At 58.1% G+C, this 22,197-nt stretch carries 21 protein-coding genes and 3 pseudogenes; 18 read left to right on the top strand and 6 right to left on the bottom strand.

From position 1 onward, the window contains the following. Positions 1-6 precede the first annotated feature (6 nt). The gene (tagQ, locus tag PSPA7_RS00685) at positions 7-921 is read left to right on the top strand and encodes a type VI secretion system-associated lipoprotein TagQ (protein WP_011979121.1); all 915 of its coding nucleotides are present in this window, start codon (positions 7-9) and stop codon (positions 919-921) included. Positions 922-1,033: 112 nt separating this feature from the next. Here the strand turns inward: tagQ and PSPA7_RS00680 are convergent. Together PSPA7_RS00680 and PSPA7_RS30610 are read right to left on the bottom strand one after the other, a co-directional pair. Next, a pseudogene (locus PSPA7_RS00680) lies at positions 1,034-1,867 on the bottom strand (PA0069 family radical SAM protein); the annotation flags it as partial. 29 nt (positions 1,868-1,896) lie between these two features. Further along, a pseudogene (locus tag PSPA7_RS30610) lies at positions 1,897-2,169 on the bottom strand (transposase); the annotation flags it as partial. Positions 2,170-2,433: 264 nt separating this feature from the next. Between PSPA7_RS30610 and PSPA7_RS00670 the strand changes: the two are divergent. The 6 genes from PSPA7_RS00670 (at position 2,434) to PSPA7_RS30605 (ending at position 11,022) form a co-directional block, all read left to right on the top strand. After that, complete coding sequence (locus PSPA7_RS00670; RefSeq protein WP_003150565.1) at positions 2,434-4,146, top strand: hypothetical protein; 1,713 nt, start codon at positions 2,434-2,436, stop codon at positions 4,144-4,146. Positions 4,147-4,248: 102 nt separating this feature from the next. Continuing rightward, positions 4,249-5,772 carry a DUF5677 domain-containing protein gene (locus tag PSPA7_RS00665; RefSeq protein WP_011979119.1) on the top strand — a complete coding sequence of 508 codons (1,524 nt, stop codon included), beginning with the start codon at positions 4,249-4,251 and terminating at the stop codon, positions 5,770-5,772. Positions 5,773-6,337: 565 nt separating this feature from the next. After that, positions 6,338-7,513: an HNH endonuclease gene (locus PSPA7_RS00660; protein ID WP_034037831.1), complete on the top strand. Its 1,176-nt coding sequence runs from the start codon at positions 6,338-6,340 to the stop codon at positions 7,511-7,513. Then, positions 7,513-8,766 (top strand): nucleotidyltransferase domain-containing protein, encoded by a 1,254-nt coding sequence (locus PSPA7_RS00655; protein ID WP_011979117.1) that lies wholly within the window; start codon positions 7,513-7,515, stop codon positions 8,764-8,766. Before PSPA7_RS00660 ends, PSPA7_RS00655 begins: the two co-directional genes overlap by 1 nt. A 292-nt stretch (positions 8,767-9,058) precedes the next feature. Next, positions 9,059-10,534 carry a ThiF family adenylyltransferase gene (locus tag PSPA7_RS00650; protein ID WP_200903763.1) on the top strand — a complete coding sequence of 492 codons (1,476 nt, stop codon included), beginning with the start codon at positions 9,059-9,061 and terminating at the stop codon, positions 10,532-10,534. Then, a complete protein-coding gene (locus tag PSPA7_RS30605; RefSeq protein ID WP_023628724.1) occupies positions 10,531-11,022 on the top strand; it encodes a Mov34/MPN/PAD-1 family protein in 492 nt (163 codons plus the stop codon). Before PSPA7_RS00650 ends, PSPA7_RS30605 begins: the two co-directional genes overlap by 4 nt. Here the strand turns inward: PSPA7_RS30605 and PSPA7_RS00645 are convergent. Then, entirely contained in the window at positions 11,019-11,567 is a 549-nt protein-coding gene (locus PSPA7_RS00645; RefSeq protein ID WP_031314431.1) for a 3'-5' exonuclease, read from the bottom strand. The two genes, PSPA7_RS30605 and PSPA7_RS00645, sit on opposite strands and share 4 nt — an antisense overlap. Before the next feature lie 215 nt (positions 11,568-11,782). Here PSPA7_RS00645 and PSPA7_RS00640 point away from each other — a divergent pair. Next, positions 11,783-12,031 (top strand): annotated as a pseudogene (locus PSPA7_RS00640) (integrase core domain-containing protein); the annotation flags it as partial. Between the two features lie 131 nt (positions 12,032-12,162). Here PSPA7_RS00640 and PSPA7_RS00635 read toward each other — a convergent pair. Then, the gene (locus PSPA7_RS00635) at positions 12,163-12,546 is read right to left on the bottom strand and encodes a hypothetical protein (protein WP_034037815.1); all 384 of its coding nucleotides are present in this window, start codon (positions 12,544-12,546) and stop codon (positions 12,163-12,165) included. 302 nt (positions 12,547-12,848) lie between these two features. On the opposite strand from PSPA7_RS00635, the gene PSPA7_RS32320 reads away from it, so the two are divergent. The 7 genes from PSPA7_RS32320 to PSPA7_RS00605 all read left to right on the top strand — a co-directional run bounded on the left by PSPA7_RS32320 (position 12,849) and on the right by PSPA7_RS00605 (position 18,718). Continuing rightward, the gene (locus PSPA7_RS32320) at positions 12,849-13,004 is read left to right on the top strand and encodes a hypothetical protein (protein ID WP_011979114.1); all 156 of its coding nucleotides are present in this window, start codon (positions 12,849-12,851) and stop codon (positions 13,002-13,004) included. Between the two features lie 103 nt (positions 13,005-13,107). Beyond that, positions 13,108-14,607 carry an IS21 family transposase gene (gene istA / locus PSPA7_RS00630; protein ID WP_116826081.1) on the top strand — a complete coding sequence of 500 codons (1,500 nt, stop codon included), beginning with the start codon at positions 13,108-13,110 and terminating at the stop codon, positions 14,605-14,607. Continuing rightward, complete coding sequence (gene istB, locus PSPA7_RS00625) at positions 14,600-15,403, top strand: IS21-like element ISPst3 family helper ATPase IstB (protein WP_011911830.1); 804 nt, start codon at positions 14,600-14,602, stop codon at positions 15,401-15,403. Before istA ends, istB begins: the two co-directional genes overlap by 8 nt. 520 nt (positions 15,404-15,923) lie before the next feature. Further along, a complete protein-coding gene (msrB, locus tag PSPA7_RS00620) occupies positions 15,924-16,367 on the top strand; it encodes a peptide-methionine (R)-S-oxide reductase MsrB (protein WP_003464965.1) in 444 nt (147 codons plus the stop codon). Position 16,368: 1 nt separating this feature from the next. Next, positions 16,369-16,908, top strand: coding sequence for a peptide-methionine (S)-S-oxide reductase MsrA (gene msrA, locus PSPA7_RS00615; protein ID WP_003464967.1), 540 nt, complete (start codon positions 16,369-16,371; stop codon positions 16,906-16,908). A 140-nt stretch (positions 16,909-17,048) separates the two neighbouring features. After that, the gene (locus PSPA7_RS00610) at positions 17,049-17,753 is read left to right on the top strand and encodes a glutathione S-transferase N-terminal domain-containing protein (RefSeq protein WP_003464969.1); all 705 of its coding nucleotides are present in this window, start codon (positions 17,049-17,051) and stop codon (positions 17,751-17,753) included. After that, positions 17,750-18,718 carry a magnesium and cobalt transport protein CorA gene (locus tag PSPA7_RS00605; RefSeq protein WP_011979111.1) on the top strand — a complete coding sequence of 323 codons (969 nt, stop codon included), beginning with the start codon at positions 17,750-17,752 and terminating at the stop codon, positions 18,716-18,718. The genes PSPA7_RS00610 and PSPA7_RS00605 overlap by 4 nt, the downstream gene beginning before the upstream one ends. A gap of 204 nt (positions 18,719-18,922) precedes the next feature. Here the strand turns inward: PSPA7_RS00605 and PSPA7_RS32315 are convergent, their stop codons facing one another. Further along, positions 18,923-19,090 (bottom strand): hypothetical protein, encoded by a 168-nt coding sequence (locus tag PSPA7_RS32315; protein ID WP_016487060.1) that lies wholly within the window; start codon positions 19,088-19,090, stop codon positions 18,923-18,925. A gap of 75 nt (positions 19,091-19,165) precedes the next feature. Between PSPA7_RS32315 and PSPA7_RS00600 the strand changes: the two genes are divergently transcribed. From PSPA7_RS00600 to PSPA7_RS00590, 3 genes are all read left to right on the top strand, one after another. Then, complete coding sequence (locus PSPA7_RS00600; protein WP_002118279.1) at positions 19,166-20,179, top strand: zinc-binding alcohol dehydrogenase family protein; 1,014 nt, start codon at positions 19,166-19,168, stop codon at positions 20,177-20,179. Between the two features lie 72 nt (positions 20,180-20,251). Beyond that, positions 20,252-20,683 (top strand): GlcG/HbpS family heme-binding protein, encoded by a 432-nt coding sequence (locus tag PSPA7_RS00595; protein WP_005006001.1) that lies wholly within the window; start codon positions 20,252-20,254, stop codon positions 20,681-20,683. A gap of 61 nt (positions 20,684-20,744) precedes the next feature. Next, positions 20,745-21,035 carry a DUF1330 domain-containing protein gene (locus PSPA7_RS00590; RefSeq protein WP_023109439.1) on the top strand — a complete coding sequence of 97 codons (291 nt, stop codon included), beginning with the start codon at positions 20,745-20,747 and terminating at the stop codon, positions 21,033-21,035. A 325-nt stretch (positions 21,036-21,360) separates the two neighbouring features. On the opposite strand, the gene PSPA7_RS00585 is transcribed toward PSPA7_RS00590, so the two are convergent. Continuing rightward, a complete protein-coding gene (locus tag PSPA7_RS00585) occupies positions 21,361-21,831 on the bottom strand; it encodes a TlpA family protein disulfide reductase (protein ID WP_003464979.1) in 471 nt (156 codons plus the stop codon). Positions 21,832-22,197 lie beyond the last annotated feature (366 nt).

The raw sequence follows: 22,197 nt of genomic DNA, 5'->3' as shown, positions 1-22,197 counted from the left end.
GATGCAATGAGCCAACCCAGCGAAAACCGTTTGATCACCTCGGCGCGCTACGCGCTCTGCCTGTTGACCGCCAGCGGCGTGCTGCTCAGCGGCTGCGCCAGCAGCGGCGTAGGCTCGGTCGCCCAGACCACCCGCGCGGAGTACTACCCGTCCTGCTACGAGCCGGTGGGACACCTGCGCAGCACCGATAACGCGGTGCGCAACTCGGCCATCACCGGCGCCATCACCGGCGGCCTGCTGGGCGGCCTGGCCGGCGGCCTGGCCAGCGACGAGAACCGTGGCCGCAATGCCGCCCTCGCCGCGGCCGGTGGCGCCCTGGCCGGCGGCGCGGCGGGCTACTACATGGAGAAGCAGAAGCAGATCAGCGACGACCGCGCGCGCATCGGCTCCTACGGCACCGACGTCGACCGCAGCACCGTCGAGATCAACCGCAGCGTGGCCTACGCCAAGTCGGCGCAGAGCTGCTACCAGAGCCAGTTCAAGGCCCTGCTCGACGGCCGCAAGAACAAGTCGATCAACGAGGCCGAAGGGCGCAAGCGCCTGGCCGAGATCGTCAGCGGCCTGCAGGAGACCAACGCCCTGCTGGTCGCCGCCAACGGCCGCGCCGGCGAGAACATCAGCAACTACACCCAGGCCTACGAGAAAGACCTGCAGCAGGTCGGCGTACCGCGCGCCGAGGTGACCAAGGTCGCCGAGGCCGAGAACCGCGCCAGCACTACGAAAGGCGGCAACAAGCCCAAGACCGGCAGCAATCCCAAGGTGCCGAAGGAAGCGGTCGCCACCGAGCAGACCATCCGCAAGGCCCAGGACGCGCAAAGCGAAGGCAACAAGGTGGCCTCCCAGGGCCAGGGCATGATCCGGGAAGTCTGCAACAGCCCGGACATGGGCGACTGGGCGCCGCCGAGCTGCGCCAAGGCCTGATCGGCCTCGCTACGGCAGAACGCGACGGCGACCTCCGGGTCGCCGTTGTCGTTGATGGGTGGGTAATCCGCCGATACTCGCCCTACCCGAATCCTGCTCGTCGGGGAAAACGCTAGAACAGCGCCATCTGCGCCCCCGGCACGGCGAACCGGCTGCAATCCAGCCCGAATCCCGTGCGCCGGTCCAGCCCGAGGCGCTTCAGCGCCACCGCGAAACGCTGCGCCAACAGGTCGGCGAACGGCCCCTGGCCGCGAAAGCGGTGGCCGAAGCGGCTGTCGTAGACCTCGCCGCCACGGCATTGGCGGACCAGGCTCATCACATGCTCGGCGCGTTGCGGGTAGTGCGCCGCCAGCCATTCCTCGAACAGCGGGCCGACTTCGCGCGGCAGGCGCAGGAGCATGTACGCGGCGCTGCGCGCGCCGGCGTCCCGTGCCGCCTGGAGCAGGCGCTCCAGCTCCATGTCGTTGACCATCGGGATCATCGGCGAGCAGAGCACGCCCACCGGGATGCCGTTGCCGCTGAGCGTGCGGATCGCCCGCAGCCGCGCCGACGGCGCCGCCGCGCGCGGTTCGAGAATGCGCTTGAGCTCGTCGTCGAGGGTGGTCAGGCTGATCATCACCGCCACCAGGTTCTGCTCGGCCAGCTGGCGCAGCAGGTCGAGGTCGCGAAGGATCAGCGAGCCCTTGGTGACGATGGTCAGCGGATGACGGAAGCGCAGCAGCACCTCCAGCACCTGGCGGGTCAGGCGGCGTTCGCGTTCCAGCGGCTGGTAGGGGTCGGTATTGGCGCCCAGGTTGATCGGCGCGCAGCGATAGCCGGGCTTGCTCAGTTCCTGCTCCAGCGCGCTGGCGACGTTGCTCTTGGCGATCAGCCGGGTCTCGAAATCGATCCCCGGCGAGAGGTCCCAGTAGGCATGGCTGGGCCGCGCATAGCAGTAGATGCAGCCTGTCCTTATCCATTAAGTCAACCCCTAGACACCGATGTGTGAGCCTCGCGTTCGAGACGGCGGCTGGACTGGATGCGATTGAGATAGCCGTAGATGTAGATCTTCAGCAGGTCGGCAGGATGGTAAGCGGGGCGACCTGTTTCAGCCGGGACGACGCCCTCGAAACCCAACTGGCCAAGGTTGAGTTCATCGACGAAAACATCGACCACCCGCACCGGGTTGGTGTCCGCCACGTAGTCATCCAGGCTCTCGGGAAGCAGCGCGCTTTGGCCTCGATGCTCTCCCTGGATAAAACGCTTCATTGGCGCCCCCGCTGATTTCGAATCCATCAAATCACAGCAAGGTCGATGCCAACGTTTTTACACAGCCTGGGCCACTAGCGGTCGCTCTCATCAACCCTCACACGGCAGCATGTGACAAAGCCTGTCGACTGTGCGTGAGCCTATTGGCTTTGGAGAGTAGAGCGTGGTTAGCCAAGGTGCCTTGCGAACCTTTATGGGATTGACCTGTATAGTGCCGGAGCGGAGATTAAGCTCCACCGAACCAATGGTAGTGCGAGAGGGAAGATGCGCCGATTTGAAGCCAAGGACCTAATTGCGCTCGCGACCGCGCCAATGAATCCAGATGATCATTGGTACGTGGATGCTGAACAAGCCTCGCAGTACCTGGTCGCGAATGCGAATGCTGATGAGATCGTCATCTATGCATCCGCTCCCGCGGTATTGATCGTCGGAGCTCTCGTACCAACCGTTAACGTCACACCGGTTGACGGAGGCGCGCTTCAGAATACGTCGCTTTGCACTGATGCAGCTTGGAAGATTCAAAAGTCTTGGAACGCGGCTGAAGGTTACCGCGTATACCTAGAGCCACCATTTCCGAATGACCGGGTATCAGCCCTCTCTGGCGGCGAGACGCTCGTCACAAGGCGATATCTTTCGGGCGTGCACAAAGGTCCGGCTCCAATTGAAGTCAGCCAGAAACTCGTCCACTGCCTGGACATTCACTATATCCCCGAGCGGAATGCCTACTGTCGCCTAGACGGCAACGGGGATATCGAGGATGTGATACGGGTTTTGACGCTTCCAATCGATGAGCAGTTGGAAGGTAGAGAAGTCGTAACGATCCTTCGCAAAGATCTGGACACATACATGGCAGTCGCGGATCTAGCGCTGGTTATCAAGTTTGACTTCACGCGGACCGTTCGCGGTAGCTTCAGCGGCTGGAATGACGTAAGCCGCTACCATCGCGATGGGGAGGATCTTTTTTACCATGGCGGTTCAGCCGCTCGTGCCAGCTTCATGCACGGCGCTATGGTTGTGCGCTCACGAACAACCCTGGCTGAACAGGAAGAGGCGTGGCGCAGGGATTTTGAAGGTGCCCCTGACCGGGAGTATGCAGTTTTCAAAATTTACGACCGCAAAAATGATCGCAATGTCGAGACATCCGCTAGCCCGCTTCATATCGTCAGCTACTTCGAGCAAAGCGACCTGCCGTGGCAAATCTCTCCCGCATTCTTTAGGCCTGAGGTTCTCCAGCGCTTCAAGGCCGACCCAGAAAAATACACGCTCGAAGACCGAAGCATCTCCTGCCGCGGAGCTTGGCACATCAAGTCATACGACATAAATGAGGCAGGCCAAGTCCACGTTTACATCGGCGACCTCGCCAAGCTTCCTATTGCAGAGCAAAACTACTGGAAGGCATTCAACGAATGGCCGAAGTCATCCATCTCGGCACGAGCCCATCGGACGGATATAGAGGGGCAGTGGTGTACGACCTACGACCCCTTAAATTCTTTAAGAAATAAGGTGAGAGCACTGGATAAGGCCTGCCCGGAATGGTGGAACCGGAGAGGCGATGCACTGATGGATAGCGTACTGGCCCCGGCTACCGACTCCCCGAAAGAATGGGGAGATGAAATATTGGCGCTCGACCAATTGCTGGTGGAGGGCTTCCTGGATAAGCCTCTGCGAAAGATCGCCCAAGAAAAAGGGCGAGAAATAGAGCCTGTGTGGCGCTCGCTGAAGCTTCTTCATGAAATTCTGCTTGGAAGCACTCTGAGTGAGGAGGCTGCCAAACAACTGCTGGCTCCTATGAAAAAGCTCCATGAGCTTCGCAATGAGATCCGAGGACACGCGACCCATGAGAAAAAGGAGGTCGCAATTCGCGAGGCCCGTACTACCCACGGTAATTTTCGAGCTCATTTTTTCCATCTTGCAGAAGGCTGCGACCAGGCTCTCATCGGCGTGCTAAAGGCACTCGAGTTCGAAATGGAAGATTAGAAAACCGAGTTCTGACCCGCCCCAGCTGTAGGCATGCTTCGTCTCACAATCGTCACCCGCAACGTTGCGAGAGCCAACCAGACCCGAGAGTAGGAACGGCAAATGACCAAGAAAAAGAAGAAGAGTCGTTCAGGCAAGATCACGACACCGCTCGCCGGCCACAAAAGGGTCGGTAAAGCTCTCGTGCCCCCAATGCTGCAGCTAGAGGGGGTGAGCTTTTCATCTTGGGTCAATGACCGTCTACCCGAGATGCTATGGGCCAGCCTCGTGATCACAGTCATCCCCAGGGATCAGGCGCTTGAGGCATTCCGTGACATTGCCGCGTTAGGTCTTCGCTATCGCAAAGACGAACGGGAGCAGGCGACAGGTTGGACGCTGAGACACACCCATCTTCCCGCTCAACCGCGTGAGCTTTTTGAAGCGCTCGTTGGCCGAGTATTGCGGTGCCACGCAGGTGCTCAGGCCCTACGCCCCCTACTCCTTCTGGAAAACCTTCCAGGTATTACCTGGTGGAAAGCTGCACTTGGTAGCGAACCAATCGAAGATGACTGGCAGACACTTGGGCAGGCTGTTCAAAAGACCTTCGACCACCAGTCTCAAGAAGCAACAGACGTTCGCTGGGTCAGCATTCTGTTCAAAATCGCCTTGGGAGAAATGCTGTTCCCCGCAGGTTTTGAGGAGCACCTTCTAGAGATTGTTGAGTATCCAAATCGCGGAGATATGAGGAGCGTTCGCCCCTCTATCAGGGCCATGGAGATGACGTTCACTCATCTGGGTCAAAGCTCATGGTCTGAGTCATTTTGGACCGACATGCTGCAACAAACGGGTTGCACTCCTGCTCCGTTGCTGCCCAGAGAAAAGCCCTCAAATGATCTTCAGGCTGTCCGGCTGGGGCTCGTTGAGGTCCGGAAAGCTTTACTTGAACACTGGTTTACAACTCTAAGCACTTCTGGGATAGACCCTAAGCAGGACGGCGTCTTTGGTTTCGGCTTTTTCGCGCTGTCCTGTTTTGCGGAAATGAGTTCAGGCCCATTGAACGAAGGCATTGCCGGCAGGCTCCTGCTTCGTGCGCTTACAGAGTGCAGGATTTCGTTGGCATTTTTGGTTCGGTGCGGCGATGACGCCATGTGGAAGAAGTTCCGATCCTATGGCGCCGGCCAGGCAAAGCTCGCATTGCTCAAGCACGAGGAGATGACAGGCGAAAGGCCTCGATTCGTAACCCTGGAAACCCTGGAACGCCTGGCGAATGAAGACTACTTCCAAGAATACGTCGAGATCGATCTAGGCCATTGGTGTGGCAAAGATCTTCGAAAACTGGCAGAGGAGTCAGGCACCAAGGAAGATTATGACCGGTACTACGGCTGGGCTTCAGGCTTCGTTCATGGACAGTGGGGCGCCATGCGAGACAGCAACTTCACTCACTGCCTGAATCCGTTGCACCGTTTCCATCGTGTTCCACTACCTTTCCATCGGAAGCTCGAACCAACGCTTGATGACGGATTGCAATTGGTCAACTCCATCCTCGACGACGTTAGCACTGCGTATCCTGGCTTCAATGCTCGTATCAAGATCAGTTCTGACTCTATGGAGCGGCAAGAGGATGCTGCGACAGTAGAGCCTACGTAGCACTAGAAAGGCGAACGGGCTTTTCTCGCTGGGTAATTGGACAGACTTTCCCGCTCATTTGCATTCGACCTGACCAGTCACTTGCATCGAATTTGACCAGCATGCTTCGTGGCCCTATCTGGCACAGAACGCCCAGCCCCTGCTGGAGCTGATTTACCTCAGGGCAATTCACCGCGCTGGTGAGAGAAAACTAGCGGTGTTCTCCAACAGAGCATTTGGTTAGGACGTCTGCTACTGGCCGGGGGCTGCGAATGACGGAGGTCAGGAGCCGGCCAAATACCACCGTTGAGGCTTTTAGGTATCTAAGAAGGGTGACTCACCTCGAGGCCATCACTCTCCCTTTCGCGGTCATCACGGCACCTGTCCAGAACTAGTTGCTGAACCGAGCGAAATACTGGAGATGTCTATCAGACGCGTGTGGTAACAGCTAGCAACCAACGGCTGGTAGCGCCGAAATTTTATTTTAGCCGCTTCGCTTCCCCGACCTTGAATTCCGATTTAGCGACCTCACCTGATCTCAAAGAGCCAGTACGCATTAGTGGTTCTGATGTTTCTAGGAGGCCTCGTGGGAAAACAAGAAAAAGCCAATGCTGCCACCGGCCGCTATGACACTGACGACGTGACGAAGCGTGTCGTGTGGACTCAGGCTGCAGGCCATTGTGAGCTGTGCGGTACCGACCTCATGTATGACTACCGTGCAGGTAAGCCCATGAAATGGGGCGAGGTAGCCCACATCCTGCCAGCTAGCCCAAAGGGCCCACGGGGTCGATCTGACCATGACGAAGCCAAGGCTGCGTCGCTCACCAACGACCCAGCCAATCTTATGCTTCTCTGCCCTGGCTGCCATGACAAAATTGATCGGGATGCTGAGGGATATCCAGAAAGCGATCTCAGCGGCCTGCACCAAGCGTACCTGGAGCGAGTTCGGCTGGCGGCGACCACTCCTGATGGTGGAAGAGCGATTCCAGTAATTGTCCAAAGCCAGCATTTCGCAACGAACAACGACATCCCCGTTCGTGATCTGTTGGTGGCAATGTCCTCAGAGGGACTGACTGCATTCGATCATCCCATCAAGATCACTTTTCCGGCCCCGAGCCATCGTGGCAGGGATGCCCACTATTGGCAGAGCATTAAGGACAACATTCAGCACGAATTAGAGCAGCAGCTAAAGCGCCGCGGAGGAGCCTATGGTGATGTTCCAGCGCTGGCCGTAGTGGGCGTGGCAGACATCCCAGCGCTGATCATGCTGGGGCAGTCCTTAGGTGATCGATCCAAGCGCCTGCTTTTCTCGTTCAACCGCGAACACCAACTACGTTGGCCTGACCAGTCAGCCGAACCTCCCGAGTTTGTGTTCACCCCGCCCTCGGATGGAGAAGGCCCGCTGGCTCTGGTGTTGTCTATCTCCGCGCAAGTCCCAACTCGCGATGTCGAAGAGGCACTACCTGGTGCGCGTATCGCTGAGCTGAGCATCCCAGTGCCCAGCTATGCGATGGTTCAGAACCGTCGTGTGATACACGCGTTTCGCGACGCTCTACAAACGCACTTGAGCCGGCTTGAGGCCATGACTGCAGACACAATCCATGTGTTTGCGGCGATTCCCGCTGCTTTGGCAATTGAGTTCGGGGCCTTGCTTACTACGCAACACCAACACGCTTACCTGATTTTCGATCGAGATAAAGACAACCAAAACAGGTTCACGCCAACACTACAGTTGGGCCACCAAGCCCAGGAGGTTCGTTGATGTCCATGAGCAATGAACAGACCAAGCGCGGAAGCTGGGAGCACTTTCTGCTCCGCGCCGCGAAGGAGATCTCACTGTCCGAAGCGCAGTACGAGAAGATCAACGACCGATACTCCCAGCTTGAGAAGATCCTCAACGCTTCCGACAATCCACTACTGGCGGAGGCGCACATTTTTGTCCAAGGCTCCATGCGCCTGAAGACAACGATCAAGCCCGTTTCTGGCGCCCCAGAGGATCTGGACACCATCGACGCGGACGCCATTATTTGGCTCCCTCATGCCCAGGATGCTGGAGCTCGAGAGGTTCTGGATGCCATTGAGGAACGCTTCAAGGCTGGCAGCCGTGTCCAGGAGGAAATCAAGCAACTACGCCGGGGCATCCGGATCGTCTATGCGGACGAAAACCCCGGATTCCACATCGATGTCACGCCAGCGCGTGCCATCAATGGGAATTCTCAAGGCAATGGCGAAGGTAAGCTTGAAGTACCGGATCGGGAGACTGGGTGGAAGGCGAGCAGCCCGATCCCGTACTCAAAATGGTTGCAGGTCGCGTCAACGCAAACCATCTCCTTGGCGGAACATATGGCTGTCGCGAAAAGCCAGCGCGCTTTTGATGCCGCCACTCAGGATCCGCTGCCGCAGTATCAGGACTATCTCGATCAAGACCCACTTCGGGCAACGATCAAGCTGCTGAAGCGACATCGGGATGAGTGGGCCATCCGCACCAAAAATACGGATCATCGTCCGATTTCGGCAGTCATCACCACTCTCGCTACCCACGCCTACCTTGATGTGGCGAAAGAGTCCCAGTCGACGCCGCTGAGGCCGCTAGATGCCATCCTCGAAATCGTTCGAAGGATGCCGGATCACGTTAAGTACCGGGGCAACGAATGCCAGGTTTGCAACCCGGCAGATAGCGGCGAAAACTTCGCTGAAAAATGGAATAGACCGCTCGATGGACATCGCTACCGCCGGGCATTCCAGGAGTGGCACGAGAATGCCAGCGTATCGGTCTCGCTGGGACTTGAAAGCTTCGAGTCCGCAGAGGCGTTTGCCAAGGCAGTGAACGAAAACTTCGGCATTGGCCCTACCTTCATTTCGGCAGTGAATAGCGAAATTCCGCCCAACTGGACGATGCCTGGCCGGCCTGATGGCACCACCCGAAACGCCACGTTAATGGGCACCATGTTTGGCGGCGCGAGCGGGACTGCGAGCTCTCAAGAGGATGTGAAGCCAGTTGGGCGTCTTGGTTGATCAGACGGATACGTCTCTGCAGCGCGGTATAGCCGCGCTACGGGGTGCTCTTGGCGAAGATGCCGCACACGCACTGCTTCAGCCTGCGGTCCCTCGGACCGGTGAAGCTGCGAGCTACTACTTTCCTCTGCCAGTTGACTATACGGGCACGGAGCGGCGGCTACGCATCAGCTTTCCCAAGAATTTCCCCCGCGGTGGGTTGAGGCTTACAGTCGAGCCCTCGCCATGGCTTGTATGGCCTCACGCTATGGAAGTCGGGCTCTGCCTGCATGGTTTCCAGGAGCGCCCAGTGATGGGCACCCCTGAGTATGTGGTGTCGGATAGCTTGGCGCGGTTAGCCAAGATCGTGAATTTGTCCCGCATGGGTTCATGTGCGGCTACCCGGGATGCCGAATTTCGTCGCGAAATCACATCGTACTGGTCTAGGCAGCAAGGGCAATCTCTACAAAACCTTATCCTTTTGGATCGCCCTCAAGCTGCCTCGAAGCTGTATGCCCTTAGCGATCCTCGACAAACGTTACCATCTGGCCAGGAAACAGTCTGGCTCGCCCCGGATTTGGCATCCCTGAAAAGACACTACCGGCGGACGATTGGCCGATCTCCAAGGATGCGAGCACCGGAGGCCCCAGGTTTCTACGCAAAGCTTCGGAGCTATCCGGACCTGCGTCTTCCCGCCCCGGAGCTACTGCTCACATGGCTTTTGCCGCATCTTGCTCCTAATGACAGAACGCAGCTGGTGGCTTGGTTCAATGAGCGTGGCTCACTGCCCAACCGCTGGATCGCTTTGGAGCTACCCGGGGATGCCAGCGCCCCAATCTACTGCCTGAACGTTCGCGCATACGGCCCACGGCTGGATCGAGGATCGAGGTTTTACCTGCGATCAGCGCGGCGCCGGCCTGCAGTTGTAGTCAATCATCCCCCAGTTCTGATCCGAGCAACGACGCTGGATGTGCTGGATAGGACGGAGATTTTGTCCCGTGACCTCAGTGGCGTGGCGCAGAAGCTAGAAGGAGCTCGCGTCGTTTGCGTTGGGGTAGGCTCATTGGGTAGCACCGTTGCCCTACAGTTGGCGCGTTCGGGGGTTGGTCATCTGACACTCATTGACCCGGATCACTTGGTCTCGGCAAATCTTGGCAGACATGTGCTCGGTGCCGATGACCTTGGTCTCCCCAAGGCCGAAGCGCTTCAGGAAAGAATTCGCAAAGACCTGCCCACCACGGATGTCGCGGCGTTCGCCACCTTCGCCGAAGTGGTGATGTACAAGAATCCCGAGGTTTTTGATAAAGCGGATCTGGTAGTGGTTACTACCGCAGACTGGCAGTCGGAGGTGGCGCTGTGGGGGGCCAAGTCAAATGGCACCTCCTGGGGTTTACTCCAGGCTTGGAGTGAACCTCATACACAGGTGGGGCATGTGCTCCTTGCGCCATCTGGTGCATTTGATGCTCGAGGCCTATTCACAGACAACGGTGATTTTAAGCACAAGTTCACCGAGTGGCCGGAAGGAGGGGTCGTCGCCCTTCCCGCCTGCGGGGAGAGTTTCATCCCGGGAGGCTCACTTGGGATGGTGAACATTGCTTCGATGGTTTCTCAAGCTGCATTACGAGCGTTGAATGGCAACATCGGTAGCCCGAGCTGGGTCAGCAGCATCAATCGACCTGATGACGTGGTTACGCTGGGAGGTAACTATCTCGGGCCTGAGCTACCTGCCGGAATGCAGCAGGCCCTGCTGGAGCGCGATTGGCCGGAAATATCGGAGAGAAGTAAATGACGGCGATCGCCTGGCAATGGACCTGGCCCGGGCTAAACACTTCTCTGTTGGTATCGCAGGAGGTTGCGAGCCTGCTGGAGAGCTACAGACAGAAGCACTTTGATGTAGAGCGTGGAGGCCAGCTATTCGTTGACCCTTCAGGCGCTGCCGGATTGGTACTGGCCTTGGCAACTCCTCCTCATAAAGATGATCGGGCTGGTAGGACCTGGCTGGATTTGAATGCTCGTCGCTGTCGAAAGGAAATTGAGCAGGCTAACGCCACAGGTCTCCGCCTGGTGGGGTACTGGCATACGCACCCGCAAAGTATTCCTATGATCTCCCCCACTGATATCGGGAGTTTTTCCAGGTTCGCTGCGTACTACACCCAACAGCTGCCGCACCCGCTAGCAATCATCGTGGGCAACTCCAGCAGCCACGAAGGCATAAAGGCTTGGTCTTTTAGGGATGGGCGTTATGTTGAGGCCATCCGGGGCAGTTGGCCCGGTTAGCGGTTACGTGCCTCTTCCAGCATGAGAGCGAAAAGCTCCCCCTGAAATCGTGCGTCGTCTAACGCGTTATGGTTGGGAGCGCTTTGGGGTTTGAAACGAGCGGTCATTTGAGAGGATTTAGTTTCCCCCCAGCGGCATCCGGTAGCCCCCATGTAATACGCCTTGATGTCGAGTGCGGTGAACCCAAAGGGGTTCGTCCCAGAATATTTTTGGAAGTAGTAGTTGATGAACGACCAGTCAAACGGGGCATTCAGCCCCACGAAAACGACTTTCTGATCTGCCGAACATACCTGGTTCAACCATTGCTTCAGCTTGAGCATCGCCGTCTTTGGGGCTAGCCCTTCGTTTTCGAGCCTGGTGAGGTCAAGGCCAGTTACGGCGACAGCCTCCGGATCGTGTTGTAGGCCGTCTGGCTGGAGCTCGAGATAGATTGACTGAGCGGGCTCTGAGACGACGCAAGCGCCGATGGAAAGCAGGCTATAGATGCCTGGCACCGGCCCCGAAGTCTCGACATCGACGGAAACATAAAGCTCATCGCTCATCATCTTGCTCCCTATATTTCGAACAGTATGCTGGGGGTTGAACAAGGCTAACACCCCCAACTCGATGGAGAAGTAGTCGCCGTGGATAACGCTCGTGACTGTGTGACCAAGGAAATTGTTGAGGCCGAAGACCTCAAGCTGTTGGCAGTAGTGGACACCTATGGCTACCAGTGCACAGGCTGTGACACTCAGGCTTTCCCCCCGGTCCTATCGCCCGGAAACCCTCAGTTGGCAGCAAGGGCGATAGCTACGACAACGCCTTGGCCGAAACCATCAACGGGCTGTACAAGGCCGAGCTGATTTACCGTCAATCATGGAAGAGCCGCGAAGCTGTTGAGATGGCGACTTTGAAATGGGTGCACTGGTACAACCACCAACGCTTGCTGAGCTCAATCGGATATATCCCGCCCGCGGAGGCTGAGGCAAACTTCCACCAGCAACAAGCAGATCAGGCCATGGCGGCCTGACTTAAACGGAACGGCCTCCACAAAACCCGGGGCGATTCATTAATAGCGGCCCTCCGTTTACCTAGCTTGCCCCTTGCTCGACGGCGCTCCATACGATCTATGCGTTGCTGTGTCCGGTTCAGGCGACTTTGTCAGAACTGAGTTTTCTGGAGCGTTTCAGCTACTGCGGCAGAATGCTTGGCCCTACCTTTGGTTGCAGTGACCTTCTGGGTGGTTGTAATCACTTCAATCTTGAGGGAGAAGTCATTGGCATAGGGTCGGTTCTGAAAGAGCTGCCGGAGGTAAGCTACAAATCGCTCAGCTAGCTCGACGCTATCCAGGTAGAGCGTCTTGTACGAGAGGCGACCGGTAGGGCTCGCATAGAGCCCGGCAACGATGTCCTCATCTCTATAGTGGGGATTACTAAGATTCGACGGGATAAGACGGTGGGGTATCTCGACTCGGACCGTCGCGTACTCCACGACCGATTTGTTCGGAAAATCCCCAGCGCTACGCAACTTCTTTGAGCCGGTCATGACATCAGTCCTTTACTGTCAAAAATCATTGTGACGTTATCACGCCTGAGGCAAACCACATCGGAGCGCAGTAGCTTTCTCAAACCAGCACTCTGTTCAGACTGAACTCACTACCCAAAAGTGTATCCGGACGTTTATTAGCGGTCCCTGCTGCCCGTTCCGTTCCGTGGCGTGGCCTGGCGGCCATGATCGCGATTTGAATTACCTGCGTGAAATAATGCTGGGCCTAGCCTAAAGTCAGTTGCCGCATTCAATATGGATAGCCAGCTAGGACAGCCGGCCCCCTCGAAAGGAGTTCGACCATGCCCATGATCCTTCGCTACCTCTCCGTCTCCCTCGCTTCCGCCCTGGTGGCCGGTTATGTGGCCCTGTGGCTGGCCAACCCCGTGCCCCTGGAACAGCCCCATGCCGTTGTTCGCCCGCCGCTTACTATTGAGCAGCAAGGCTGTTGCCGCTGACCGAAAACTGACCCAGTAGAGGCTGTTCTGCCGACTGAAAACTGACCCAGGTGTTCAACTGCTTCTGCTCAATTTTTGAGCAGGAGAACACAGGGTGATCAGTATGGAAATGATGGGCAAAATTCGCCGGATGTATTTCCGCGACAAGCTGTCGCTGCATGAGATAGCCAAGCGCACCGGGTTGGCGCGCAACACGATTCGCAAGTGGGTCAGAGCACCTGAGGCCAAGCCGCCGGTCTACCAACGCCGCGCGATCTTCAACAAACTCAGCCCTTTTCACGCCACGCTGGAGCAGGCGCTAAAAGCCGATTCGCTGCGGCCCAAGCAACAGCGGCGCAGTGCCAAGGCGCTGTTGGCGCAAATCAAAGCCGAAGGTTATGACGGTGGCTACAGCCAGCTCACCGCGTTTATCCGTGCCTGGCGAGGGGGACAGGGCAAGGCGTCGCAGGCCTTTGTGCCGCTGACCTTTGCTCTTGGCGAGGCGTTTCAGTTTGACTGGAGCGAGGAAGGCTTGCTGGTCGGCGGCATTTACCGGCGTATGCAGGTGGCACATCTGAAGCTGTGTGCCAGCCGTGCGTTCTGGCTTGTGGCGTATCCGAGCCAGGGCCATGAGATGTTATTTGACGCCCATACACGCTCGTTCGGCTCCTTGGGCGGCGTGCCGCGCCGGGGCATCTACGACAACATGAAGACCGCCGTCGACAAGGTCAATAAGGGCAAAGGCCGGGCGGTGAATGCGCGCTTTGCGGTGATGTGCGCGCATTACCTGTTCGATCCGGACTTCTGCAACGTCGCCGCTGGTTGGGAAAAGGGCATCGTTGAAAAGAACGTGCAAGACAGCCGCAGGCGTATCTGGCTAGACGCCCAGGACTGCCAGTTTCACTCCTTCGAGGAACTCAATGCCTGGCTGGGCCAGCGCTGCCGCGCGCTTTGGAACGAGCTGACGCACCCTCAATACAGCGGGCTCAGTGTGGCCGAGGTACTGGAGTTGGAGCGCGCCGAACTGATGCCTATGCCCGCGGCCTTCGACGGTTACGTCGAGCGGCCTGCGCGGGTCTCCAGCACCTGCCTGGTCAGTGTCGGGCGCAACCGTTACTCGGTGCCGTGTGAGTACGCGGGTAAGTGGGTCAGCAGCCGTTTGTATCCGACCCGCATCGAGGTGGTGGCCGATGATGCGCTGATTGCCAGCCATGCGCGCTTGCTGGATCGCGAACAGGTCAGCTACGACTGGCAGCACTACATCCCGCTGATTGAGCGCAAGCCCGGCGCGCTGCGCAACGGAGCGCCCTTTACTGATCTGCCAGCGCCGCTGCGTCAGCTTAAGCACGGTCTGGGGCGTCATGCCGGCGGTGACCGGATCATGGCGCAAGTCCTGGCTGCCGTACCGGTCGCCGGACTCGATGCCGTGCTGGTAGCCGTTGAGCTGGTACTGGAGAGCGGCAGCCTGAGCGCCGAACACATCCTCAATGTCGTGGCACGGCTGACAGCATCCGAACCGCCGCCCAGCGTCGAAACCCACTTGTCGCTCAAGGAAGCCCCCGTCGCCAACACGGCGCGCTACGACCGCCTGCGTGGCCAGACCAAGGAGATCGGTCATGCGTGATTTGATGGCGGAACTCAAGGAACTGCGCCTGCACGGCATGGCCACGGCCTGGGCGGAGTTAACTGCACAGGGTGAGTCGAACACAGCCTCATCCAAGTGGCTGCTCGAACACCTGCTGGAACAAGAGCACACAGATCGCGCCATGCGCTCGGTGAGCCACCAGATGAACATGGCCAAGCTGCCGATGCACCGCGATCTGGCCAGCTTCGATTTCAACGCCTCTAGCGCCGACGCACGCCTGATCAGCGAGCTGGCCAGCCTGGCCTTTACCGACACCGCGCAGAACGTGGTGCTGATCGGTGGGCCAGGCACCGGTAAAACCCACCTAGCCACCGCGCTGGCCGTGTCCGGCATCACCCGGCACGGTAAGCGCGTGCGCTTCTACTCCACGGTCGATCTGGTCAATCTGCTGGAGCGCGAAAAACACGACGGCAAAGCCGGGCGGATCGCCCAGGCACTGCTGCGCATGGATCTGGTCATCCTCGACGAACTGGGTTATCTGCCGTTCAGCCAGGCTGGCGGTGCGTTGCTGTTTCACCTGCTGTCCAAGCTGTACGAACACACCAGCGTGGTGATCACCACCAACCTGAGCTTCGCCGAATGGTCGAGCGTGTTCGGCGACGCCAAGATGACCACCGCCCTGCTGGATCGGCTGACCCACCACTGCCACATCGTCGAAACCGGTAACGAGTCCTATCGCCTGCAACACAGTAGCTTGGCGGCCCAGGCCAAGATCAAATCACGGGAGCGAAAGCGTAAGGGCGGCCAGGAACCGGAGGACGATGAGCCGTTCTGATTTCATGGCGACGACGGCCTGCTACATGGCTGCGTGTGGCAGGTCTTAAACAACTGAACTGGGCTAGCGAAGGAGTGGGGGCAACAGCAGCTGCGCTGGTAGACTTATCCACAGTTGCTGGTAACAAAATCAGCAATCCGCCCTGGGTCAAATTTCAATCGGCAGGGTGGGTCAATTTTCCATCAGCGCCAACACACTAAGCAACCATCAGAAAATTTTGACTGTACGCCAAAAAATTCGCATCTACCAGCATCTAAACAGGCGTTGTTGATTATCATAAAACACTGACACTGTATTATATAATCGTGCTTTTGTGTTATTTTTTTAATATTTACTGATTACGTACTTGCTTAACCACTCAGTTGCGCTAGAATTAATAGACGCGAAATTTAAATCTCTAATTTTCCAACACTTAGTAAAACCTCGTTTGCCATCCCACTACCATTGTAGGAGCAAATCAGGAGACATAAAAAATTAGCGGTAGCGTGCCTGGCCCTCTAGATAAGTATTGGAGACTGTAATGAAGTTTGAAAAGTCACAGACAGCAATCGACCACCTGACTCCCGAGCAACACCGAATTACCCAGGAGGCGGGCACCGAAAGGCCCTTCACGGGCGAGTACAACGACAACAAGGAGCCTGGCATCTACGTCGACATAGTGTCGGGAGAGCCACTGTTCGCTTCGACGGACAAGTTCGATTCGGGTACTGGCTGGCCCAGCTTCACCAAGCCGATCGTTTCGGCAAACGTGAACGAGGTGCGGGACAGCGCACACGGCATGGTCCGGACGGAGGTCAGGTCAGTACACGCAGACAGTCATCTCGGCCATGTGTTCCCCGATGGTCCTTCCGACCGCGGCGGTCTGCGGTACTGCATCAACTCAGCGTCCCTTCGCTTCATCCCGCGCGACGAGATGGAGTCCGAGGGATACGGTGAATATCTCGATCAAGTAGAGGAGGCTTAACATGCATCAGCGCGCTGTTCTCGCAGGAGGATGTTTCTGGGGCATGCAGGATCTGATCCGCAAGCGGCCCGGCATCATCTCGACCCGTGTGGGTTACACGGGCGGCGATATTCCGAACGCCACGTATCGTAATCACGGCACGCATGCCGAGGGGATCGAGATTGTCTTCGACCCGACAGTGACGAGCTACCGGAACATCCTGGAATTCTTCTTCCAGATCCACGATCCGACGACGCTGAACCGCCAGGGCAATGATCGTGGGCTCTCCTACCGGTCGGGCATCTATTATGTCGACGAGGAGCAGAAGCGCGTCGCCGAGGATACGATCGCCGATGTGGATGCCTCGGGGCTGTGGGATGGCAAAGTGGTGACCGAGGTCCAGCCGGTCGGCGAGTTCTGGGAGGCCGAGCCCGATCACCAGGATTATCTGGAGAAGCGCCCGGGCGGCTACACCTGCCACTTCGTCCGTCCCGGCTGGGTGCTTCCGAAGCGCCAAAAGGTTGACGACGTACAGCCAGCGGCCGGGACCGCGGCGGAATAGGCTTCACTGCCGTTGCCACTGCGCCGGTCCGGTCCGCAATCTTCGTGACCGCGTCGTTCAGCGACGCGGTCATCGAACCCTACTTCAGAGTGACGGCTCGTTCCAGTCAGTCGCCATCGCAACACCAGGATCGCAGATTTATGCCAGACCTCTCGTCCTTTCCGATCACGCAGCGCTGGCCGGCATCTCATCCCGATCGCCTGCAACTCTACGCAGCCCCTACGCCCAATGGCGTCAAGGTCTCGATCATGCTTGAGGAGACTGGCCTGGCGTACGAGCCCCACCTGATCGACATCTCGAACAACGAGTCGAAGGATCCGGCGTTCGTGTCGCTGAACCCGAACGGACGCATACCGGCGATCATCGATCCGGCTGGCCCTGACGGTAGACCCATCGCCTTATGGGAATCCGGTGCGATCCTCCTCTATCTGGCCGACAAGACGGGTCAGTTCATCTCCACCGAACCAGGCCAGCGTTACGAGACCCTAGCGTGGGTGTTCTTTCAGATGTCGGCCATCGGGCCGATGTTCGGTCAGCTCGGCTTCTTCCTGCGATTTGGCGGCAAGGACTATGAGGACAAGCGGCCGCAACAGCGCTTTATCGACGAATCCACGCGTCTGCTGGGGATTCTGGATCGCCGGCTGGAAGGCCGCGACTGGATCGTCGACGACTATTCGATCGCGGACATCGCGACGCTCGGCTGGGTGAATGCGCTGGTGGAATTCTACGCTGCGGGTGACATCCTTGGCCTCAGCAGCTTTTCGAACGTCCGCGCATGGCTTGGACGCGGGCTGGCTCGACCGGCCGTCCAGCGTGGCCTCCACATTCCCGCGAGGCCAGCATGAGCATCATCGCCGCCTATTATTACAACGAAGGCAAGCGAGTTCGCGAAATCGCGCTCGATGAGCACGTCAAGTTGGGCGAGAGTCGCTCGGGCTTCTGCTGGATCGCGCTTAGCGAACCCACCCCCGAGGAACTACTCGCGATCCAAAGGACATATAATCTTCATCCGTTGGCGATCGACAACGCGATGCACCCGCTGTGCCCGCCCAAGCTCGAGGTCTACAACGATGAGTTGTACGTCGTCGCGCAGACCGCCGAGCTGGTCGGCGACCGGATCAGCTACGGCAAGATGGCGATCTTCACCGGTCACAATCACCTTATCACCGTGCGGCACGGCAATGCCGGAGCGCTGGGCAAACTTCGGGAGCAACTCGAGGCATCGCCGACGCAGTTCGGCAAGGGTGTCGACTATGTGCTGCACGCGATCTTGCATCGCGTGGTCGACCAGTATCTGCCCATCTTCGAAATGATCGAGGACGACGTCCTGGCGATGGAGCGACGGTCGCTGCACGATTTCCTCGGGCCAGAAGAGGTGGCGCGAATCTTCGAACTAAGGTCCGAACTCACGCGGTTCCAGCGCACGCTCAGGGCTATGGCCGAGCTGGTGCGAAAGCTCGTTCGCGGCCACTTTCCCTGCATCAGCGCCGAAATGACACCATATTTCCACGACGTCGCGGACCATGTCCACCGCGTGCAGTCCATGGTCGACGGCCTCCTGCTTGTCCTGTCCACGGTCTTTGAGGCCAGCAGCCTTCTGGAAGCGCAAAGGATCGGTGTGGTCACCCGCCAGCTCGCGGCCTGGGCGGCAATACTGGCAGTCCCGACGGCGATCGCTGGAATATACGGCATGAACTTTAAGCACATGCCGGAGCTGGACACGGCCTACGGATACTTTGTCGTGCTCGGAGTGATAGCGATATCGTGCGTTTTCCTATTTGTGCGCTTCAAGAAGGCTAAGTGGCTGTGAATACTGCCCATCGTTTTCTTCGCCGTCATCTGACGGTTACAGCGGGCCTTATACGGAAGCTTGTCCAATCCAACTCAAGATGAAGGTGCGTCCATGACATAGCAGCTGACCGACGCTCTACAAGCAGTTCAGTCCTTCATCGCCAAGGGCTAAGACCGCGAATAGCGCGTCAAGGACAGCAATCTCGTCGATCTCGAGCCAGGATCAACCATCGGTCCGTGCGGCATCTGCGTCGACGCGGCGTTTCGCCTCGGAAGCGGTGATGATGGCGATAACGCCTCCACCCTCTACGCGATCACCGATCCGGCGACCGAGCATAAGGGCCTGTTGATCGACGTGTTCGATGAAATCTGCTACCGCGACCCAGTTCAAGAGTCGGGACCTCAATGTAGAAGAAGTTGACTAACGAGCATTCGCGTCATCCGATCAAGCAAGCTGGAGACATTTATGAAAGCCATTGGTTACAAGGTTCCGGGACCCATCGCCGCGGATGCCGCGCTGGTCGACATCAATCTGCCTCGGCCTGTCGCTGCAGGATACGATATCCTGGTTGAGGTGAAGGCCGTCTCGGTCAACCCGGTCGACTACAAGGTCCGCAACAGCACGCCGCCGGCAGATGGCGATTGGAAGGTGCTGGGATGGGATGCCGCCGGGATTGTGCGCGAGGTCGGCCCCGACGTCACGCAGTTCGAGTTAGGCGACGAGGTCTATTATGCCGGATCGATCACACGGCCCGGTACCAATGCGGAGTTCCATCTCGTCGACGCCCGGATTGTCGGTCACAAACCTGCGTCGCTCTCCTGGGCGGAAGCGGCGGCGCTGCCGCTGACGACGTTGACGGCCTGGGAGGCGATGTTCGACCGCCTGGACGTGGCGAAGCCCGTACCCGGTGCGGCGGAGGCGATCCTCATCATCGGTGGCGCGGGCGGGGTTGGGTCGATCGCCGTCCAGATCGCGCGACAGCGCACGGACCTCACCGTCATCGCCACAGCCTCTCGACCGGAAACCCAAGAGTGGGTAAGAGGGCTTGGAGCTCACCACGTCATCGACCATTCTCGTCCGCTCGCGCCACAGATCGCCGAACTCGGCATCGGTGCTCCCGCTTTCGTCTTTTCGACCACACATACCGAGCAACATGTCGCCGACATCGCCGAACTGATCGCCCCACAAGGACGGTTCGGACTGATCGACGATCCCAAGGCATTCGATATCATGGTTTTCAAGCGCAAGGCGGTGTCGATCCACCACGAGCTGATGTTCACGCGGTCGATCTACGGCACGCCCGACATGAATGAGCAGGGCGAGATTCTGGATGCGATGGCAGCGCTGGTTGACGACGGCAAAATCCGCACGACGCTGACCCGGCGACTGTCGCCGATCAATGCCGCCAATCTGAAGACGGTGCATGCACTGATCGAAAGTGGCGCGGCTAAAGGCAAGATCGTCCTCGAAGGCTTCTAACGACCGCGATCGCCAAACATCTTGTCCAACCTCAAAAAGCCGAACGGGTTATGCCCCAGCGATGAGAATCCCATGACCAAATCTATTGCCACCGCCTCGATCAACCGCGAAACCGCAGTCGCCCTCATCGACGCGGCGCTCGCTGCGGCCCGTGCCATCGGCATCCCGGCTGCCGTCGCCGTCGTCGACGCCACCGGTAACCTGCGCGCGTTCGAGCGCACCGACGATGCGCCGTTCCTTACCGTCGATGTTGCCATCGACAAGGCCTGGAGTTCCGCCTCGTTTGGGTTCCCGACCCATGTCTGGAACGACTATGTGACCAACGATCCAAAAGTGGCGCCGCTAGCCTATCGCCCTCGGATGGTCGCTGTCGGCGGCGGTTATCCGATTCTGGAGGATGGGAAGTTGATCGGCGGCATAGGCATCTCCGGAGGCAACTATCAGCAGGATCAGGATGCGTGCGTCGAGGCACTCATGAAAATCGGGTTCCAGTTGCCAGCCTGACGACTGTGAGGCCATCACCGGTGGTAATGGCCAACAGATCCAACCTTTGAGAGGCCTAATGATGGAAGCGTTCGTCGTCTTTACGCGGGAAGAAACCAGCGACCCACATGCACTCGCAACCTATTCTGCAGGCGTCGGACCATCGTTCGATGGTCACGACGTTACCTTTCTCGCCGCTTATGGCGCGATCCAGCATTTGGAGGGGCCGCCCATCGAAGGGGCCGTAATCTTGCGTTTCCCGACGATGCAGGCCGCTCGCGACTGGTATGACAGTCCCGCCTACCAAACCATCGCTGCTCATCGCTTTGCCGGTTCCCGTTACCGCGCCTTTATCATTGAAGGGCGGCGGTGACATACCGACAGAAGCACTTCGGCGCTGACCACGAGGTATCGGCGTGTGAACTCGCATCTTGGGAATCTGTGGGGGGGACCAAGACAGCGGCGCTAGGGGCTCATATCGTCGATCGGATCAGAGAGTTGCTCGGCGAGAATGGGTTATCTATTGCCGAGCTGACGGAGCGGAGCCGCCCTCTCCCAACGGATTGATTCAATCGTTGACGCTCCTCCTATCCGGATCCGGGTTTTCGCACGCTGATCAACAGAGTTACAGCGCGCAACGCCTGTAGTGGGCATCAGGGGATGGGTGGCAATCAGGATGATTGCCCACCTTCCAACGATTAACCTTGCTCAAGTTGCTTCACTAGTCGCTCCGCGTCGAGATGGAAGTCCGAGAAAACAATGCTACCGCCAGCGTCGATAACCGTAAACCACGGAGTTCCTCGTGTGCGGTAGTCTTCCATGAAGGTTGGAAACGGCGAGCCGGTCGGTTGCTCGTCGTGACCGAAAACGATAGGAAGCTCATACTTGAGCTGGTTCACGCGCAACTTCTCGAAGGTATTCTCATGCGTTCCTTCGAAGACGGTCTGGATCACTGCGAACCCCACGTCTTTTGAGCTCAACGCTGCATGCAACTTTTGTAGCGTCGGAAACCCATGCAAATGGCAACCTTGGCACCAATGCTGGAAGGCAAACAAGATTTTCGGGCCGGGCCCGATATCTGACAGTTTGAACGGCGCGATACTTTCCCCATCTTTGCCAATCCATTTTTGCACCCGCAGCTCAGGCGCTTGTCGTTCGATCTCGTTCATCTGATCCTCCAACCCCGATACAGAAGCTTAGTGGATGATCGCGCGTCGCGACGGTGCGCGAACGTCCGACCTTATTTTCCCTATTTCCTGAAGCCAGAATAGATCAGATCGACATTTCGTCCTTAATATACTCAAGCTGCCGGCGAGCGCGAACTGGGCAACCATGCGCTGGTGAGCCTTGAGCTTTGCACGCTGCCCATCCGTTTGAGAGCGAACCTGCAACTTCCGCTCCGCATACCGCAGATCAGCGTACGCAGCCTTGGGGTTATCTACCCTATAGCCATTGGGTATTGGGAATCATGCTGGCCTGACGCTATGTTCGATACGCGATTTTTTACGATGATAGAGCATCTGTATCTGATTTTT

It is taken from the genome of Pseudomonas paraeruginosa PA7 (genome assembly GCF_000017205.1).
GTDB lineage: Bacteria > Pseudomonadota > Gammaproteobacteria > Pseudomonadales > Pseudomonadaceae > Pseudomonas > Pseudomonas paraeruginosa.
Note: the sequence above shows the minus strand (reverse complement) of the source record. Positions and strands in the feature narration are given on the sequence as shown.

What these genes read in the sequence shown, in the direction of transcription:
- tagQ (WP_011979121.1), top strand. Translation starts at nt 7, where the DNA reads ATGAGCCAACCCAGCGAAAACCGTTTGATCACCTCGGCGCGCTACGCG.
- PSPA7_RS00670 (WP_003150565.1), top strand. Translation starts at nt 2,434, where the DNA reads ATGCGCCGATTTGAAGCCAAGGACCTAATTGCGCTCGCGACCGCGCCA.
- PSPA7_RS00665 (WP_011979119.1), top strand. Translation starts at nt 4,249, where the DNA reads ATGACCAAGAAAAAGAAGAAGAGTCGTTCAGGCAAGATCACGACACCG.
- PSPA7_RS00655 (WP_011979117.1), top strand. Translation starts at nt 7,513, where the DNA reads ATGTCCATGAGCAATGAACAGACCAAGCGCGGAAGCTGGGAGCACTTT.
- PSPA7_RS00650 (WP_200903763.1), top strand. Translation starts at nt 9,059, where the DNA reads ATGGGCACCCCTGAGTATGTGGTGTCGGATAGCTTGGCGCGGTTAGCC.
- PSPA7_RS30605 (WP_023628724.1), top strand. Translation starts at nt 10,531, where the DNA reads ATGACGGCGATCGCCTGGCAATGGACCTGGCCCGGGCTAAACACTTCT.
- PSPA7_RS00645 (WP_031314431.1), bottom strand. Translation starts at nt 11,567, where the DNA reads ATGATGAGCGATGAGCTTTATGTTTCCGTCGATGTCGAGACTTCGGGG.
- PSPA7_RS00635 (WP_034037815.1), bottom strand. Translation starts at nt 12,546, where the DNA reads ATGACCGGCTCAAAGAAGTTGCGTAGCGCTGGGGATTTTCCGAACAAA.
- PSPA7_RS32320 (WP_011979114.1), top strand. Translation starts at nt 12,849, where the DNA reads ATGCCCATGATCCTTCGCTACCTCTCCGTCTCCCTCGCTTCCGCCCTG.
- istA (WP_116826081.1), top strand. Translation starts at nt 13,108, where the DNA reads ATGGAAATGATGGGCAAAATTCGCCGGATGTATTTCCGCGACAAGCTG.
- istB (WP_011911830.1), top strand. Translation starts at nt 14,600, where the DNA reads ATGCGTGATTTGATGGCGGAACTCAAGGAACTGCGCCTGCACGGCATG.
- msrB (WP_003464965.1), top strand. Translation starts at nt 15,924, where the DNA reads ATGAAGTTTGAAAAGTCACAGACAGCAATCGACCACCTGACTCCCGAG.
- msrA (WP_003464967.1), top strand. Translation starts at nt 16,369, where the DNA reads ATGCATCAGCGCGCTGTTCTCGCAGGAGGATGTTTCTGGGGCATGCAG.
- PSPA7_RS00610 (WP_003464969.1), top strand. Translation starts at nt 17,049, where the DNA reads ATGCCAGACCTCTCGTCCTTTCCGATCACGCAGCGCTGGCCGGCATCT.
- PSPA7_RS00605 (WP_011979111.1), top strand. Translation starts at nt 17,750, where the DNA reads ATGAGCATCATCGCCGCCTATTATTACAACGAAGGCAAGCGAGTTCGC.
- PSPA7_RS00600 (WP_002118279.1), top strand. Translation starts at nt 19,166, where the DNA reads ATGAAAGCCATTGGTTACAAGGTTCCGGGACCCATCGCCGCGGATGCC.
- PSPA7_RS00595 (WP_005006001.1), top strand. Translation starts at nt 20,252, where the DNA reads ATGACCAAATCTATTGCCACCGCCTCGATCAACCGCGAAACCGCAGTC.
- PSPA7_RS00590 (WP_023109439.1), top strand. Translation starts at nt 20,745, where the DNA reads ATGGAAGCGTTCGTCGTCTTTACGCGGGAAGAAACCAGCGACCCACAT.
- PSPA7_RS00585 (WP_003464979.1), bottom strand. Translation starts at nt 21,831, where the DNA reads ATGAACGAGATCGAACGACAAGCGCCTGAGCTGCGGGTGCAAAAATGG.